This is a genomic window from Candidatus Accumulibacter sp. ACC005 (assembly GCF_907163215.1).
Taxonomy (GTDB): domain Bacteria; phylum Pseudomonadota; class Gammaproteobacteria; order Burkholderiales; family Rhodocyclaceae; genus Accumulibacter; species Accumulibacter regalis.
Genome location: NZ_CAJQUB010000017.1, coordinates 18,646 through 35,084 on the forward strand (window position 1 = coordinate 18,646; position 16,439 = coordinate 35,084).

At 63.0% G+C, this 16,439-nt stretch carries 14 protein-coding genes; 7 read left to right on the plus strand and 7 right to left on the minus strand.

Annotated features, from left to right (window positions below; translation table 11 throughout):
- The first annotated feature begins 172 nt into the window (after positions 1-172).
- The 7 genes from QZ613_RS20085 (at position 173) to rffA (ending at position 8,014) form a co-directional block, all read left to right on the plus strand.
- Positions 173-2,062, plus strand: a complete 1,890-nt coding sequence (locus tag QZ613_RS20085) for a hypothetical protein (protein ID WP_291903136.1) — start codon at positions 173-175, stop codon at positions 2,060-2,062.
- A gap of 254 nt (positions 2,063-2,316) precedes the next feature.
- The gene (locus tag QZ613_RS20090; protein WP_291903133.1) at positions 2,317-3,303 is read left to right on the plus strand and encodes a glycosyltransferase family 2 protein; all 987 of its coding nucleotides are present in this window, start codon (positions 2,317-2,319) and stop codon (positions 3,301-3,303) included.
- Between the two features lie 155 nt (positions 3,304-3,458).
- Positions 3,459-4,166 carry a WbqC family protein gene (locus QZ613_RS20095; protein WP_291983751.1) on the plus strand — a complete coding sequence of 236 codons (708 nt, stop codon included), beginning with the start codon at positions 3,459-3,461 and terminating at the stop codon, positions 4,164-4,166.
- Between the two features lie 30 nt (positions 4,167-4,196).
- Positions 4,197-5,414 (plus strand): ATP-grasp domain-containing protein, encoded by a 1,218-nt coding sequence (locus tag QZ613_RS20100; protein WP_291983754.1) that lies wholly within the window; start codon positions 4,197-4,199, stop codon positions 5,412-5,414.
- Between the two features lie 22 nt (positions 5,415-5,436).
- Positions 5,437-6,243 carry an amidohydrolase family protein gene (locus tag QZ613_RS20105; RefSeq protein ID WP_043566817.1) on the plus strand — a complete coding sequence of 269 codons (807 nt, stop codon included), beginning with the start codon at positions 5,437-5,439 and terminating at the stop codon, positions 6,241-6,243.
- A gap of 29 nt (positions 6,244-6,272) precedes the next feature.
- A complete protein-coding gene (locus QZ613_RS20110; RefSeq protein ID WP_043566819.1) occupies positions 6,273-6,653 on the plus strand; it encodes an EamA family transporter in 381 nt (126 codons plus the stop codon).
- 221 nt (positions 6,654-6,874) lie between these two features.
- Positions 6,875-8,014: a dTDP-4-amino-4,6-dideoxygalactose transaminase gene (gene rffA, locus QZ613_RS20115; protein WP_043566822.1), complete on the plus strand. Its 1,140-nt coding sequence runs from the start codon at positions 6,875-6,877 to the stop codon at positions 8,012-8,014.
- A gap of 55 nt (positions 8,015-8,069) precedes the next feature.
- Here the strand turns inward: rffA and QZ613_RS20120 are convergent, their stop codons facing one another.
- The 7 genes from QZ613_RS20120 to QZ613_RS20150 form a co-directional block, all read right to left on the minus strand.
- The gene (locus QZ613_RS20120) at positions 8,070-9,524 is read right to left on the minus strand and encodes a lipopolysaccharide biosynthesis protein (RefSeq protein ID WP_291903120.1); all 1,455 of its coding nucleotides are present in this window, start codon (positions 9,522-9,524) and stop codon (positions 8,070-8,072) included.
- 58 nt (positions 9,525-9,582) lie between these two features.
- Positions 9,583-10,347: a hypothetical protein gene (locus QZ613_RS20125; protein ID WP_043566829.1), complete on the minus strand. Its 765-nt coding sequence runs from the start codon at positions 10,345-10,347 to the stop codon at positions 9,583-9,585.
- Between the two features lie 79 nt (positions 10,348-10,426).
- Complete coding sequence (locus QZ613_RS20130) at positions 10,427-11,416, minus strand: polysaccharide deacetylase family protein (RefSeq protein ID WP_291903117.1); 990 nt, start codon at positions 11,414-11,416, stop codon at positions 10,427-10,429.
- Positions 11,417-11,442: 26 nt separating this feature from the next.
- Positions 11,443-12,162 carry a class I SAM-dependent methyltransferase gene (locus tag QZ613_RS20135; RefSeq protein ID WP_291983757.1) on the minus strand — a complete coding sequence of 240 codons (720 nt, stop codon included), beginning with the start codon at positions 12,160-12,162 and terminating at the stop codon, positions 11,443-11,445.
- Positions 12,163-12,281: 119 nt separating this feature from the next.
- Complete coding sequence (locus QZ613_RS20140) at positions 12,282-13,613, minus strand: putative O-glycosylation ligase, exosortase A system-associated (RefSeq protein WP_043566834.1); 1,332 nt, start codon at positions 13,611-13,613, stop codon at positions 12,282-12,284.
- On the minus strand, positions 13,606-14,985 hold the full coding sequence (locus tag QZ613_RS20145; RefSeq protein ID WP_291983759.1) for a phenylacetate--CoA ligase family protein: 1,380 nt from the start codon (positions 14,983-14,985) through the stop codon (positions 13,606-13,608). The genes QZ613_RS20140 and QZ613_RS20145 overlap by 8 nt, the downstream gene beginning before the upstream one ends.
- A gap of 84 nt (positions 14,986-15,069) precedes the next feature.
- Positions 15,070-16,326, minus strand: coding sequence for a glycosyltransferase (locus tag QZ613_RS20150; RefSeq protein ID WP_291983774.1), 1,257 nt, complete (start codon positions 16,324-16,326; stop codon positions 15,070-15,072).
- Positions 16,327-16,439: the final 113 nt, after the last annotated feature.

A 16,439-nucleotide genomic window follows, 5' to 3' on the forward strand; every position in this document is an offset into this window, starting at 1 on the left:
CGCACCGTCCGTGGTCGACACGGCGTTATAATTGACCATCTCCCGGTCGCGCTAACCACCACCGAGACATGGCGAATGCAGACCTGCGCATGAAACCATCCAGCCACGCAAGCTCCCACCATCCCGTCGCCAGCACGCCTGCCTGTGGCATGCGAGCGCTGCACATGCGCCTATGAGTGGCTTCCCTGGCATGCCTCCGGGCAACGCCTGCCCGAACCGGGAAAGCGGCGTTGACTATGGCACGATCGCCCTCGCCGCGCTGCTGCAGTTTTTCCTCGTGGCCTACTCCTTCCCGCTTGCCGAACTGTTCAGCCAGACGCCAGTGCTTTTCAGCGATGCCGGCTACCATTGGTATCACATGAAGCTGGCGCTCGCCCTCGCCCGCGACGGCACGCAATGGGCCTACGATCCGTTTTTTGCGGCCGGACTGCCGCGCGGGGTCTTCCTCGATCCCAGCGCACATTTCCCTGCAGCGCTTGCCGCCTTGTTCTCCCCAGCGATCAGCGAGGCTGTGCTGTACAAGATCTACGCCTTTGCCTCGGCGCTGCTGGCACCCCTCAGCGTTCTGCTGGCGGCACGCCTGCTGGACCTGCCAAAGCGGCAAGCAATCGTCGCCATGGTATTTGCCATGCTGCTCTTCTGGACGTCGATGTTCCGCTGGTACTACACCCACGGAATGGTTTCCTTCGTCACCGCGGCCTACATGGCCTTGCCATTTGCCGCCTTATTCTTCCGCTACACCTGCGGACGCGGTGGCGGCTGGCTATTGGGCGGCACCGGCGCGTTTGGCGCGCTGGCGTTTTTCTACCACCCGCTTTTCCCCGTCCTCGCGGCAAGCCTGATTGGACCCTGGCTCATCGTATCGTTCCGGCTGACTGTTTGGCGCCGCGTGCTGGCGGCGCTTACCGTCATTCCCTTGCTCAGCCTGCTCCCGAATTTGCCGTGGCTCGATGCCGTACAGGAATACAGCAAGGCGTTCCCCGTCGGCGATTTCATGGCTGCCTACCAGGCCAAGGTAGACCCTTCGAAGCTGTGGATGGAGCTGCTCGCACAGGGTGAGGGCTGCAAGGCGTACGCGCCGATCGCGCTGCTCGCGCTATGGGCCGCAATCAAGGAGAAAGGGCCTGCGGCAAGGCCCTTGGCGATCAGCTTCCTGTCCGCCGCTATCATCCTGCTCGTGTTTGCCGCGGTGGGTGCCGCGCTGCGCCCCTTGGCGTCCCTGCAACCGAATCGCTTTGCCGCAGCAGGCTACCTGTTCCTGACCATCCCGGCCGCCTTCGGCTTCATGCGCGTCTGGCAGGCCTTGCGCTCGCCGACGCCCGCACTGCGTGCGACCGCCGTGTTGACGGCCATCATGGTGGCCATTTCGACCAGCTACGCGGCGTACGAAGTCGCGCGCGAAGTCTCCTATGCAGACATCGGGCACGTCGGCAAGAAGCCGCCAATGGTGGACGGAGCCGGACCTTACACAGTCTGGCTGGAGGACTGGCTGCGACAGCACACGGAAGAATCGTCGCGCATCCTGTTCGAGGTTTCGCTGCCCCGCCTCTATGACGGCGGCAGGGTCACCGGTTATCTGGCGCTGCGGACCAAACGCGAATTCATCGGCGGCCCCTACCCTTACATGCACGCGGCGAGCTTCCAGGACGGACAGGCCTTCGGAAAAGCGCTGGGCGACCTGCCAAGCGATCTTTTTGCCACCTATCTGGGGCTCTATAACGTCGGCTGGATCGTCGCCAATACCGCGACCAATAAAGACTACATCGATGCCCTGCCCGGGGTCGACGCGGTGGCCAACAATGGATCATTCAGGATCTATCGCGTGCGCGGCCACGACGCCAATTTCTTCCTCAAGGGGCAGGGCACGATCAGCCATCGTGAACATAACCGGGTCGTGGCGACGAATGTCAGCGGGCCTGCGATCGTCCTGAAATACCATTATCACGAGCGACTGCAGATCGACCCTCCGGCCCGGATGTATCCGGTTCAGAGCGATCTGGACCCCATCCCATTCATTGGTATCGACGATCCGCCGGCCGAGTTTACGATCTCGATTCGCTAGCTGCGCGCCACTTCCTTTGCCGACAAGACGTAGCGTACACGCCGATGCCATTCGCCGCTTGAGCACCGGGCGCGGTTTTTCCAGGCAAGCGGCGAAGTTCTCTCACAAAAGCGTGAGTTGCTGCACAAGTCCTTCCCACCATAAACGGTATTATTCGCAACAATGCTCCCCGGAAAAGCGCCCGCATCGATGCTTCCAACCGGAGATTACCCTGCAGCTGGCTGCGCCACTGCCCACCCTGGAGGGACCGTGCCATGCCCCCCACTACCCTGATCGCTCCGAGCGCGCATCCCGCTGACGCCCTTTCCGACCGGACACGGCCACAGATCAGCTTGATATCGACGATGTACCGGTCGCGCCCGTTCCTTGAGGAGTTCCTTGCCAGCTGCCTGGAAGCGCTGCGCCAGATACCGATTGAAGACTTTGAAATTGTCCTGGTCAACGATGGCTCACCCGACGACTCCCTGGAGTATGTCCTGGGCCGACGGCAGGATATCCCGCGACTGGTCATCGTTGACCTGTCGCGCAACTTCGGGCACCACCACGCCTTGCACGCGGGACTGCAGCATAGCCGAGGCGACCTGGTTTTTTTGATCGACTGCGATCTTGAGGTTTCTCCGATGACCCTGCCGGCTTTCTACCAGAAGCAGCAGGAGAGTGGCTGCGACCTGGTCTTTGGCTACCAGGAATCGCGCAAGGGCGGCTGGTTCGAAAAGATCAGCGGCGGCCTTTTCTGGAAAGGCTTCAACCTGCTCAGCGAAACCAAGATTCCCGAAAGTATCGTCACCGAGAGAATCATGACGCGCCGTTTTGTCGATGCCCTCTTGCAGATGGGCGACCGCAATCTGTTCCTGGGCGGCATGATGAGCTGGACCGGCTTCGCGCAAGTCGGTCTGGTCGTGGAAAAGAAGCAGCGCAGCGGCGAGAGCACCTACACGCTGGTGAAACGCATCGAACTGATGCTCAATGCAGTGAGCTCATTCTCGTCACAGCCGCTGGTATGGCTATTCAACGTAGGCGCTGCGATCACCGCGACCAGCGTTGCCTACGTCCTTTATCTGGTCGCCAGAAAACTCCTGTGGGGCGACACCCTGCTCGGTTTCACCTCGGTGATGGCATTGGTGGCCATCAGCCTTGGCATTCTGACGACTGCCATCGGCATCGTCGGCATCTACCTCGGCAAAGTGTTCAACCAGGTTCAGAACCGACCAACCTACGTCGTCAAGGACATCTATCGCTAATGTAGTGCTGCACGCAGAGTGGAACATATGCATCCCAGCCACCACGGGGGTTGCGCGCGGCTACCAGGGCCGCTGAAGGTCTTATCAAGAATGCAGGACTGCGCTAGAAGGGGGAGTCGCGATACCATGCACCAGCACCATGCGGGCCATCGAAAATGAAAAAGGTCGCCATTCTCCAGTCCAACTACATCCCCTGGAAGGGCTATTTCGACATCATCAACGAAGTCGATTTGTTCATCTTTTACGACGACGTTCAGTACACCGCGCGCGACTGGCGTAACCGCAACAGGATCAAGACCCCACGCGGAGTCGAATGGCTTACCGTGCCGACCGACGGCAGCCGGGAAAAGCTGATTTGTGACGTGCGACTGCCAGACCCCCGGTGGCAGGAGATCCATTGGAAGTCGCTGCAGCAATGTTATGGCAAGGCCCCGTTCTTCGCGTCTGTGCAACCCCTGCTCGAAGAGGTCTATCGCGGTCAGCGTTGGACTCACCTCTCCCAGTTGAACCAGCATCTCATCACGCGAATTGCGCGCGACATGCTTGGTATATCAACCGAGTTTGCAGACTCGAGGGTCTATTCCGCGACCGGCAGCAAGCAGGATCGGATCATTGAATTACTCGAAAAATCCGCTGCAAGCGCGTATCTTTCCGGACCCGCAGCCAAGAGCTACATCGACGAAGCGCTCTTCGCGGACAAGGGTATTGAACTGACCTGGCACGATTACACGGGTTACCCCGAGTACCGTCAGTTCCACCCGCCGTTCGAGCATGGTGTCAGCATCTTCGACCTCTTGTTTCATACCGGTTCAGATGCGCCATGGCACATTTGGGGATGGCGAGATGCAGCGCCGCGATCCTAGAACGAAGCCGCTGCCCCGGCGAGTGGCCGGATGAAGCCCAAGCTCCTGCACGTCCTCGGGGCCGGTCCCTGGCAGCTGCCCACGGTGCGCCTCGCGAAGAGCATCGGATACCGGGTTCTGGTGACCGACGTCTACGCCGAGCGGCCAGCCTATGCACTCGCCGACTTTCACGAGGTGGTGGACATCACCGACCTGAAACGTACCCTGCAAGCTTCGCTCGACCACCGCATCGATGGGATTATCTGCGACACCACCGATGTCGGCGTACCGACGGCGGCTTTCGTTGCCGAGCGCCTGGGTCTTCCGGGTATCGGCTACGAGACGGCGCTCAATTTCACCCACAAGGGTCGCATGCGCCAGTTAACCGAGAACGCCGGGCTGCTTGTTCCCCGCTACCGTGTGATCTCATCGCCCGTTGCCCTGAGAAATGCAGCCAGCGAAATTGCTTACCCGCTGATCGTCAAGCCGGTGGATAACCAGTCCGGGCGCGGGGTAAGCCGAGTCAGCAACGACAGCGGCCTTGAGGCGGCCTTTCAAGCGGCGAAAAGCTGCTCGCGTTCGGGAGACGTGCTGATCGAGGCCTGCGTCGTCGGCCACGAGATCATTGTCGACGGGTTTGTCGTGTCCGGCCAGCCGAAGATCCTCGGAGTTGCCGACAAGGAGCCGTATCCCGATGCCGTGACCGTGTCAGCGCGGATTCACTATCCCGACGGAGAACGCCGACCCGACCTCGACCGTATTCAAGCAGCGACCAGCGCCACGCTGTCGGCGCTGGGCCTGCTGAATGGCGTGTTTCACGCGGAGTTCATCGTCCAAGCCCGCGACGTTGTGCCAATCGACGTCGCGGCACGTGGCGGCGGTTGCATGATCTATTCGCACCTAATCCCGCACGTCTCGGGGATCAACGTCATGCGGGCGATGATCGAGCTGGCGATGGGCGATTTGCCGGCCATCGAACCTGCGACGGTACCCCGGGCAGCAAACATCGAGTTCATCCGCATGCCCCCCGGCAGGCTTGCCGAAATTTTCGGAGTCAACGCAGCTGCGGCGCTTCCCGGAGTCGCGGCGATTCATTTCAACGTGCAGGTCGGCGAGCAGATCGGCGCCCTCGACGACAAGGACTGTCGGCCCGGCTACGTCGTCGCCCTGGCCAATACGGCGGCACAGGTGATCGATGTTTCGCGGCGGGCGAAGTCGCTGCTCAGCGTCCGCATGGATGGCACGGCCGGCCCGGTGGCCGTGTTCTGATTGACCAGGAGGAAAAGCCAACATGCAATTCTTTGATTCGCTGACCCATGTCACCCGCGACGGCAGCTGGTGTGGAGAGAAACGGTACGACGCGTCACTGGCGAAACTCCTCACGGACATGGACGAAGGCGGCGTGCACCGTGCCTGCCTGGTGGCCATCGCCGACTATGTTGACAACGAGGTCGTCATCGAGTCGGCGCGCGCGTATCCCGACCGCTTCGTACCCATTGCCGGCCTAAACCCGCGCAGCTTGCCGACATTGCGCAGGGTGGAAGCGGCGGTCGCTGAACTGGCGGCGCAGGGCTTTGCCGGAATAAAGTTGCACCCGCGACTGAACGACTACGACCCCCTCGATGCGAAATGCATTGCGGCCATCGATGCCGCCGCCGAGCACGGGCTGGTGATCCTGCTCGACACCCTTTTTCGCCGCCGCGGTCTGGCGACGACCAACGCTCCGGACAGTATCGACTACATTGCCAACGCCTGCCCGGATACGCGCATCCTGCTGCTGCACGCCGCCGGGCCGTCAATGCTCGACCTGTTCGAGATTGTGCGCGCCAACCCAAAGCTGATGCTGGACTTCTCGTTCACCATCATGCGTTACGCAGGAAGCCGCCTCGACGAGGACATGCGCTACCTGTTCGCGACAACCGACCAATTGATCACGATTGGCTCCGACTTTCCCGAGTATCCTCCAAGAACGATTCTGGAACGTTTCAAGCGGCTCAGTGAAGGGATAGAGAGCCATCGTATCGAGAACATCATGTACCGCAACCTGGAACGATTGTTCGCTGACTACACAGTTACGACACCCGCGAACGAGCCCTAGCCAGACACGATTCACGAAGGACGAAACCCATGCCGGCCCGCTTTGATTTCGCTGGACATACCTACATTGCGCTGACCCTGCTGTTTACGGTTTACGGCCAGCTGGTGCTCAAATGGCAGATGGGCGACGTCGGTCCACTGCCCCCGGGCACCGGCGGCAAGCTCTGGTTTCTGCTGCAGCAATTCCTCAACCCGTGGATCATGACCGGCTTCGCGTCGGCATTCCTCGCGTCGCTGGCGTGGATGGCGGCCATGACTCGCTTCGATCTGAACTACGCCTACCCCTTCATGAGCCTGGCGTTCGTCATCGTCATGGTCTTCTCGGTGCTGTTCCTCGGTGAACAGGTCACGCTGCAGCGACTGTTGGGCACCCTGATGGTCGTCGGCGGCCTGATCGTCATGACGCGCTGATGGTCCCCAGCCGTCTTCACAACGCCGAACTCTCGTGCCGGTCGCGATGGATGCTGAAGCGTCGATCACCTGCCCGGGAAGGCCCAATGACTCGAACACAGGACCCGCAGCCATGCCGTGCGGGACCGGGGCTAGCGGTCTGGAGGCGCGCGCCGCAGTTCCTGGAACTCCTGGTGCCCACCGTGACCCTGTCATGAGGAACCACTGAGGAGGCGAGTTCAATGATTCCCTTCAATAAGCCTTACATGACCGGCAGGGAACTATGGTATATCGCGCAGGCCCACGCCGCAGGGCAGCTGGCCGGCGACGGCGCGTTCACCCTCAAGTGTCATGCCTGGCTCGAAGCCAGAACCGGTGCCCACAAGGCGCTACTGACGCATTCCTGCACCGCGGCGCTGGAAATGGCCGCTGTTCTGGCCAACCTCCAGCCCGGCGACGAAGTGATCATGCCTTCCTACACCTTTGTGTCCACCGCCAACGCTTTCGTCCTGCGTGGCGCGGTACCGGTTTTCGTCGATATCCGTGCCGACACATTGAACATTGACGAAACCAGGATCGAAGCCGCGATCACCGAGAGAACGCGAGCCATCGTCCCCGTTCATTACGCCGGCGTCGCCTGTGAGATGGACACCATCATGGACATCGCCAGACGCCATGGTCTGGTCGTGATCGAGGATGCGGCGCAGGGGATCATGTCCGCCTACAAGGGTCGCCCCCTGGGTTCCATCGGAGACTTGGGGGCGCTCTCGTTCCACGAGACCAAGAACATCATCTCGGGTGAAGGTGGCGCTCTCCTGGTCAACAACACAGGCTTCGCCGAGCGAGCGGAGATCATTCGCGAGAAAGGGACCAACCGTGCGCGTTTCTTTCGCGGCCAGGTCGATAAGTACACCTGGATCGACGTGGGCTCGTCCTACCTCCCTTCCGAACTGGTGGCCGCCTTTCTCTACGCCCAGATGGAAGAGGCCGAGACGATCACGCGACAGCGGCTGGCGACCTGGAATTCCTACCACCAGTGGTTTGCAGAGATCGAGAACAAGGGAGCAGTGCGCCGCCCGGTCGTGCCGGCCCACTGCTCCCACAATGCTCATATGTACTACCTGCTGCTGCCCGGGCTGGAGCAGCGTGGGACCTTCATCGAGGAACTGAGGAAAAACGGCATTCAGTCGGTTTTTCACTACGTCCCTCTGGATCGCGCGCCCTGCGGGCAACGCGTCGGGCGGGTGCACGGCGAGTTGACAAACACCTGGGATCTCTCCGACCGCCTGGTTCGTCTGCCCCTATGGATCGGTGTGGACGAACATCAGCCCGGTATCGTTCAGGCCGTCATCGCCGCTGCCCTGCTGAAACAGGCCTCGTGAACCCTGCTGACGGCGGGCGCCAGCAGGGCCCCAACTCACGCCAGACAGCGACGGCTCAGCGACCCGCGCGCAGCAGAACCCTGGCTTGCCCAAACAGCTTGCAGACTTCCAACCAGAAAGGATGACGCAGAACCCGCAGCGCGGCGAGCCAGGCAATGGGCGTGGCAACGCTGCCAGCCGCGAAGAAAACAACGAAGTTCTCTTCGTTCTGGCCAACGGCGATTGCGGCCAGCGCGACCGGCGTCACCGCGATCAGGGTCACCAGGACGCTGGGCAGACAGGCGCTGATCATGGCGGCGAAACGCAGGCCAATGATGCGATGCAAGAAATGATGCGAAACGATGGCCCCCCCGAGCGCCGCGGCGACCAGCCCGTAGCACAGTCCGGTCAGCCCGAACGGGAAGACCAGGAGCAGGCCGAGCAGACGCAGACCCTGGAGCGGGATCTGCAGACGGCTGCTCTGGTCCACTCGTCCCTCGGCCATCATGACCTCGGAGGCGAGCAGGTAGGGAAGTTCAAGAATCGCCGCGACACACAGGATCTGCGCCAGAGGGACCGATTCCGTCCATTGCGGCCCATACAGGAGGCGGACCGCCGAATAGGCGACAATGCCGACATAGAGCATGAAGGGCCAGCCGATCCCGGTGAGCAGCGTGGCCACACGCAGATAGACAGTGCTCGTCCCTTGCTGCTCGCGCGCCGCCTGCGAGAAATACGGTAGGCATACCTGCATGATGGAGCGCATGAACAGGCGGTTGAAAATCTCCATCAGGCCGTTGGCGCGGCTGTAGAACGCAGCACCGGCCATGTCCAGCGCGCGCCCGATCACCGCCTCCGGCGCATTCTTGCCCACCTGCCCCAGCAGGTAGATGCCGCTGGCGTGTTTGCCGAAATGGATCACGTCGCGCATCCCCTTGAACGCCGGCCACGCCGGGAAGTCCCGCGGACGCATGACGATGGAGACGGCGACCGAGACGATGACCCCGGCCAGTCCCGACCAGGCAAGGCTCATGTAGCTCAAGCCTGCCAGGGCAGCGCCGACCGCGACGATGAAGCTGGTAATGTTGGCCAGCAGGCCGGCAATGAAGATCGGCCGATAGTTGAGCTGGCGCCTGAAATACGCCATGGTCACCGCGCCGAAGGGAATGAGCACGAAGTTGATGGCCTGAATGCGCATCACGTCGGCGATTCCGGCCTGGCGGTAGAAATCGGCGACGGCACCGCTGGAGGCGAACAGGGCGCCGGCCATCAGCCACGACACGGCGATGTTGGCCGCGAAGGCGGAACGTATCTTGTCGTCGGTGAGATTCTTCTCCTGGATCAGGTATTCGGCGACGCCGAAGTCGCGAAAGGTGCTGGCCAGCGCCGCCAGCACCGCCGCCACGGCAAAAATTCCGATTTCGGTTGGCGTCAGCAGGCGCGAGATGAGCAGCGTGCTGGCCAACTGCAGGGCCACACCGACGTAACTGTCTGCCAGCGAGAAAGCAAGCGAGCGACGAACGGAACTCAAGACGACTCCCGCAACGGTGAGCGATCCACGCTCGACTCCTTGGTCACCGTCGGCACACTCACCGTGTCGCACTCCCGGCACTCCGGGAGCCCCGGGATTTCTCGCCAGGCGTTGCCTCGGACTCGGCGCTCGCGTCGCCAGTGTCGGAAAGCTCGCTCGCCTCGGGCTGCGCCGCAACCGCGTCCGGACGGCTGCCGAGCACCCGGTATTGCTCACGCAGCACCCTCGACCCTGGTGCGTATTCCAGGCCCTGCTTGACCAGCTTTCGTGCTTCCGCCGTCTTGCCGACCTTGATCAGATACTCGGCCCAATGCGAATAGGCCGGCCAGTAATCACGCTTGAGCGCTCTCGCCTTGGCGAACGATTTTTCGGCGTCGCGGGGGCGCGAGAGGAGCAACTCGACCTCTCCGACGCGGGTGTGGATTTCCGGCAGCAGGACGAAATTGGCGGAGGCGTACCTGAGCACGAAATTGTAGTCGTCGAGGACGCTCCCCAGCAGATGTTGGCGCATTTGCGGGGCGGTGCCGCTGCGCATGGCGCGCTGCATGTTGATCTGTCCCCAGCAGTAATGGTGCATGGCCCAGAAGGTCTTGCCCATCATCCCCACCCAGCGTTGCGCCGCTGGCGAGGGAGCATCCGGTGTGCCGCTGTTCCCGTAGCCCTGCGTATCCCGGCAATAGCTTGGCGCGAGAGCCATTTCCGCCTGCGTTTCATTCATCGGCTGCATGGCGTAAGTCGCCGTGGACGCGAGCACCAGAACAGACGACAGGCTGCCGACGAGGAAGCGGGAAAGGGGATTCCAGAACTTCGAATAGCTGATCATTATCGTTTTCTCTCCATGGTGTTGGCATTCGCCGTCGCTCGCGGCGTGACCCCCGCCCGGCCCTTTCCGGGCACTGGCTTCAGGTGGACCCCGCAAGTTCATAGCGGGTGTGGCTCTGATGCATCAGCAGGCGCGTCGCCCAGGTCCCCAGGGAACGCCCCCAGGGGGTAAACCTCGGCAACTCGAAAAGGCCGTCGCCAACGCGGGCAACGCCCGGCGCGGTGCTCACCGCGGCGCGAAAACCGAGGCGGCGCAGCAAGGCGACGTGGCTCTGGTCGTAGTCGCGCATCGGCTTCCCGTTGGGGTAGGCAAAGAGCTCGACCGGAGCGTCGATGATCTCCTGCAGGCGATCGCGCCCGCTACTGATCTCGCCCTCGGCCTGCGCCGGCGTCAGGGTGGTCAGGATCGGGTGGTTCACCGTATGCGCGCCGATTTCCATCCCTGCACGATGCAGTTCGCGAACCTGCTCGGAACGCATCATCAAATCCCCGGGGAGATCCGGGACGCCGCTCGCCGCCAGGAGCCGTGAAATCGCCTCTTCGCGCTCACCGAGGGTAAGGTACTTGATCGCCGACAGCAGCGTCAGAATCGCCGCCGTCCGCTCTTGCGGGCCGGCCAGCGAACAGCGTCCCTGCCCGAGAAAAGCCAGATCAAGCTCGCTCTTGGTGCAGGCGCGAACGATTTCGATCACGGAATCGTTCCACATCCGACCGCCGTCGAGGAAGCCGCTGGAGACGAAAAAACTGGCCACCAGGCCGCAGCGCTGCAGAATCGGCAAAGCCACCTGCGCATTGTCCGCGTAGCCATCGTCGAAAGTGATGACCAGCGCGCGCGGCGGCAATGTGCCCTGTTCCAGACCGGCGACGGCGTCGGCAAGCGAAAGAACACGGAAGCTGCGGGCGACAAAACGCATCAGGCGTTCAAATTGCGAGGCATCGATCTCTTGCGGAAAAAGCTCGTCGGTGTGGGCGTGGACGCGATGAAAGATAAGGATCGACAGACGCGGTGTCGTCAGGCGATGCAAGAGTCCGAACGCGCTCCGGGTGGCGCCAGCGATCAGTGTGTCCACGGCACTTCCAGCAGGTTTGGCAGGTGTCAACGGGGCCGCCCGGGCTTGCGCAGGGTGACCAGAATCCAGCCGCGCAGAAAGCGCAGGGCCTCGAAGCGGCTGATCAGTTTCTCGTAGCACGTACCGACGAAGAAAAGAACGCCGTTGAACATCAGATAGTTCGGGTACTGGCTCAAGTACTCGAAAGACGCGATCTCCAGCCCTGCCTCCGCCGCCAGGCGTTCGACATCGCCCCTGGTATTGGTCCGGTACGCGGTCGGGAAGGTGTCCTCCTCCTCGCGCCCCTCGACCATCTTGACGATGCGAGCGTGAAAGCGGTTGGGAACCAGGCGCGCGACCACGGTTCCGTAATCCCACATGTTGGCGGTCAGGAAAACCACCTCCCCACCCGGACGCAGGATACGCGCGAACTCCCGGTACACCGACGCCGGGTCGGTGAGATGCTCGAAAACACTGCGCGACATGATCAGATCGACGCTGGCATCGGGCACGGGGATCTTGGCCAAGTCGGCATTGTGCGTTTCTATCCCCGGCGGGACATCGGTAAAACTGACCAGCTCGACGCCAATCAGCGTCTTCGCCCGGCCAAGGAACTTTCTCAGGACGGGAACCGTGCGCCCGCAGCCCGCGTCAAGGAGAGTCGCGTCGGGGGTCAGGAGTTTCTCGACATGCTCCTCATAGACGCGATACGGGTGGACGCTGTCGGCGTAGTACTTGCGGTGCAGGGTGTCGGCTAGTTTGGTCATTTTGGTTTTGGCTTCAGGTTTACCGTGAAAAGCGGGTCAGCGACGCGAGCCCCATCGCCCGCCGCCAAGGCCGCTGCCTGAGGGAAGGGGGAGGCATACCGGGCACGCACAATGGCAGATCACTGCCTGCTCGCAGTAAGGGGCAACGGTGGCGGACCCGTTGCGCTGGTTGCCGCGGCGGCCTGCCCGCCTTTCCGCTCACGCACCGTAGCGTCGGCAAGCACCGCGATACCAACAATGTAATAGCTGACATCGAAATGGGCCAGACTCAGAAAAGCTCCCCCGACGCTGTAACCGGCGATACTGACCTGCACCATGCGCATCAGCAGTGGTAGCCAGTTCGCATACTCGGGATCTTCCTTGCTTTCCCGGGCCAGCCTCCCGGCCATCTTCCAGGCAGTGATGCCGAGCAGCAGATAGAGCGCCAACCCGGGGAAGCCATGCTCCCCGAGCATCTGGAAATAGATGCTGTGGGCGACATAGACGTTGCCATCGAGATTGTGGCCAAGGCCTTCCGCGGGCGCATAGATGGCAAACACCTGCGGCGTGTCGACGACGAATCCGCCGCCCACCAGCGGCCGGTCGAGGGCCAACGCCCACAGCGTTTTCCAGGTGTAGATGCGCGACATCGCCGAGCCATCGTCCTCGTAGTTCTCGATGCTCTTCATCCGCCCGGACCACGAATCGGGCATGAACATGACCGCCATCGCCACCGTCAGGGCGAGCACGAAGGTGGTCAGAACCGGGCGGCTGCTTTTCAGGCCAAGGAAGGTCGCCATGGCCAGCAGGGCAAGCAGGGCGCCGCGCGATTGCGAGCCCAGGATGCTCAGGGTGATGGTCACGAAGCAGAACAGAAGACCGAGACGAACCACACGGCGAGTGGCCATCTTGTACAGGTAGTGGAAGAAGGGAAGCAGCATCACCAGCGCCAGGCCAAGCGCATTGTTGTCTGCCGCCATGCCGCCGTCGGGCCCATAGACGCGCCCGCCGCCACCGGTGAGCACGGTCCATATACCACCCTTGACGCCGTAGAAGCCGATCGACAGCGCGATGACCCAGATCAGACGCTCGATCTGCTCGCGCCCACGGATCAGCATCAGGGTCACGAACAGCATGACGTGGATCTTGACCACGAAAACCCAGCGGTCGAGAACCACCTGCGGCGCGTTGATGGCGAAGAAGCTGGTGATGGTCATCCAGAAAATCAAGGCCAGGTAGACCACCGTCACGGCGTTCACCGGGAACGGACGGCGCTCCTTCGAAAAGAGGAAGGCGACCAGCGTGGCGATCGCCACCATCTGGCCGAAGGGCATCGTGCGTGCAAAGCCGTAGGCGGCGCGGTGCGGAATCATCATTGAAATCCACGCCCAGACATAGGCGCCGAGACGGGGACTGCGCAGAATGAATGGCAGCAGGCCAATGACGATTGCCGTGATCACGAGGTCACGCACGACTCGCCTCCTGCACTGGCATGCCGGCCTTGACCCGGCTGATGACGTAGCGGAACTTCCCGGACGACTCGTTGGCGATCGCGGCGACTCGCTCGACCCGGACATCGACCCTGGCGCCCAGGCGTCCCTTGAAATCCCGGATGATCCGCTCCTCGCCGGCAGGGTCAAAAGCGGGCCCGGTGACCAGCTTGACGACCGTCTGGTCGATCGATATCTGCTCGATGCGGAAACGTTCGACGCCGGGCAGGTCGCGGACGGTGTAGATCAGAGCCAGGCCGTGCATCACCGTGCCGTCCTGGGCGACGACGAAGTCGGTGGTCCGGCCCTGCACCTCTTCGAGCACCGGCAGCCCGCGGCCACAGGGACAAGGCCTGTCGCCGACGATACCGACGTCGCCGGTGCGGTAGCGAACAAAGGGGAAATCGGCCGTCCCGAGGTGGGTGACGACGATTTCGCCAGCCTCGCCGCGCGCGCTGCGCGTGCCGTCCGGACGAACAGTCTCGACGATGATGTCCTCGGCGCTGATGTGCAAGCTGCCCGACGGGCACTCGTGGGCGATGAAACCCGCGTCGCGGGCGCCGTAGCCGTTGGCCACGGGACAGCCAAAGACCTCGCTGATCACCGCCCGCTGCTCGTCGTAGAGTTTTTCGGAGGTCACGAAAGCGACCTTGATTCCCAGGCTGCTCATGTCGACCTTCTTCTCACGAGCGTGCATGGCAATCAGCGAAAGGCTCGACGGGTAACCGAAAAGCATCGCCGGACGAGTCGCACGGATGGTAGCCACGAAACGATCGAGGTTGGCCGGGGACATTTCGAAGGCGGGTAACAGGTGGCTGCGCATGAGCCCGTCGCGCAGGCGACGGATGCGGTCCTGCGCGCCCAGTTCGACCGGGCTACCCCAGACCACCAGCTCGCTGTCACCGATGTCCACGTCCCACCAGCGGGTTGCCCGCCACTTGGCCGCCACGTCGTGACTCTTGCGCCCCTTGCCCATGAAGAAGATCAGCGGCTCGCCCGACGACCCGCCGGTGTTGTAGCGCGTCAGCGGGCCGTGCCCGTCGGCCTTGAGGCGCTCGACGTTGGCCCGGATGTCCGGCTTGTCGAGTAACGGCAACGCGGTCAGGGCGTCGCTTGAGCGTAGCGACTGCGGGTCGAAGCCGCGTTGCCGGAAGATCTCGCGGTAATAGGGAACGCGCTGCCCAATGTCGACCAGGAACTCGCGCAGGCGCCGGTCGCGTTGGTCGGCGAGCTGCTCCGCAGACCACCACTGGCTTTCTTCCAGGCGCACGCGCAGGGCCAGCGACGCGTGTCCCTTGATCCGCTCGTGCAGCGGAAACAGGAAGCGCGAACAGATTGCCGTATACAAGCTCAAGCTCGCCTCCTGACGACGACGGTGTCGTGCACCCTGCGGCACGCCATCGCCAGCCACAGGCAGGATGCGCAGCGACGGCAAGGCTCAGCCATTCGTTTCCAGCCGTCGGCTGCTCGCCCCGACGGCGGCCGGCACGGAGCGCGCCAGGGCGCGAAACTCCGTCACCAGGACGGCGACGCGACTGTCCCATGTATTCGCCGCTGCATAGTCACGAATCCGCTGACGGTCCCAATCGCGATCCAGCGCCTCCGCCAGTGCCTGCGTCAGCGCCCCGGCGTCGGCGAAGGGCACGATGCTTCCCAGATGCGGAGCGCTCACCACTTCCGCGTTGCCGCCGACGTCGGTGGTCACCACCGGCAAGCCGCAGGCCATCGCCTCGAGGAAGACGTTGGCCCAGCCCTCGTTGCTCGTGGCGAGCACGAAGACATCGGCCGCCGATAGCGGCCAGCGCAATTCGGCCGCCGGCAAGGCACCGAGGAAATGGACGACGCCGTCCAGGCCGAGCGACGCCACCTGTTGTTTCAGGCGCGCACCGATATCGCCTTCCGGGCTCGGCCCGCCAACCACCAGGTAGCGCAAGCCGGGAAAGCGCTCGCGCAAGGCAGGCAGGCAGTCGATCACGCGGTGAAAACCCTTGCGTTCAACCAGGCCTCCGGCCGATACCAGCACCGGCGCATCGAGCGGAAGACCCAGCCGGCTGCGCGCGGCGGCTTGCTCTTCGGGGAAGAAGCAGGCCAGGTCGACGCCATTGCCGACGACGCGGATGCGGTTCGTGTCGGCCCCCAGCTCTCCGGCATGCCGACGCAGCGAGTCGGACACCGAGAACACGCGCGACGCGCCATTCAGCGCGGCGACGATTTTCCGGCGCCGTACCGGATCCGCCGAAAGCGAGACTTCGCTGCCGCGCATGGTAATCGTCACCGGCAGGCCGAGCCATCGACCGAGAAGCACCGCGGCGTGCCCGCAAGGGTAGGCGAAATGGGCATCGATGATGTTCACGGGAGACTCTCGCGTGAGCCGCTGCACGAGCCGCAGGCAGCCGAGCGCGATAAAGAAACTATCCAGCCCGCGGAACAGGCCAGGCAGCGAAAAATAGCGTGGCAGCAGGATGCGGACACCCTCCTGCACCTCGGCTCGCGGTGCCGGTGGGCGGTAGTTCGGAACGAAGCAGCGAATCAGCCCCTGCAGCGGGAACCACGGAACCGGGACGACGACGGTCATCGGCAGCTCGGCGGCGACACGAAACATGCGCGCCCGGATGAACATGCCCGCGCCGGGGGTGCCACTGTGGGGAAAGAGGTTGGTCAACACCACCAGGTGTGGCTGCAGCGCACCAGGCAGCGCGGTGGACGTCCGCCGCTGACCGGCCTCGCCAGCGGGCCGGCTTTCGCCGCTTCCCGTCACGCTCCCGCGTGGCGCCGGCAACGAGGAACGGCGGGCCTGGCGGCAACCGA

Excerpts from the sequence above, each read along its gene's own strand:
- QZ613_RS20085 (WP_291903136.1), top strand. The coding sequence starts at position 173 with ATGAGTGGCTTCCCTGGCATGCCTCCGGGCAACGCCTGCCCGAACCGG.
- QZ613_RS20090 (WP_291903133.1), top strand. The coding sequence starts at position 2,317 with ATGCCCCCCACTACCCTGATCGCTCCGAGCGCGCATCCCGCTGACGCC.
- QZ613_RS20095 (WP_291983751.1), top strand. The coding sequence starts at position 3,459 with ATGAAAAAGGTCGCCATTCTCCAGTCCAACTACATCCCCTGGAAGGGC.
- QZ613_RS20100 (WP_291983754.1), top strand. The coding sequence starts at position 4,197 with ATGAAGCCCAAGCTCCTGCACGTCCTCGGGGCCGGTCCCTGGCAGCTG.
- QZ613_RS20105 (WP_043566817.1), top strand. The coding sequence starts at position 5,437 with ATGCAATTCTTTGATTCGCTGACCCATGTCACCCGCGACGGCAGCTGG.
- QZ613_RS20110 (WP_043566819.1), top strand. The coding sequence starts at position 6,273 with ATGCCGGCCCGCTTTGATTTCGCTGGACATACCTACATTGCGCTGACC.
- rffA (WP_043566822.1), top strand. The coding sequence starts at position 6,875 with ATGATTCCCTTCAATAAGCCTTACATGACCGGCAGGGAACTATGGTAT.
- QZ613_RS20125 (WP_043566829.1), bottom strand. The coding sequence starts at position 10,347 with ATGATCAGCTATTCGAAGTTCTGGAATCCCCTTTCCCGCTTCCTCGTC.
- QZ613_RS20135 (WP_291983757.1), bottom strand. The coding sequence starts at position 12,162 with ATGACCAAACTAGCCGACACCCTGCACCGCAAGTACTACGCCGACAGC.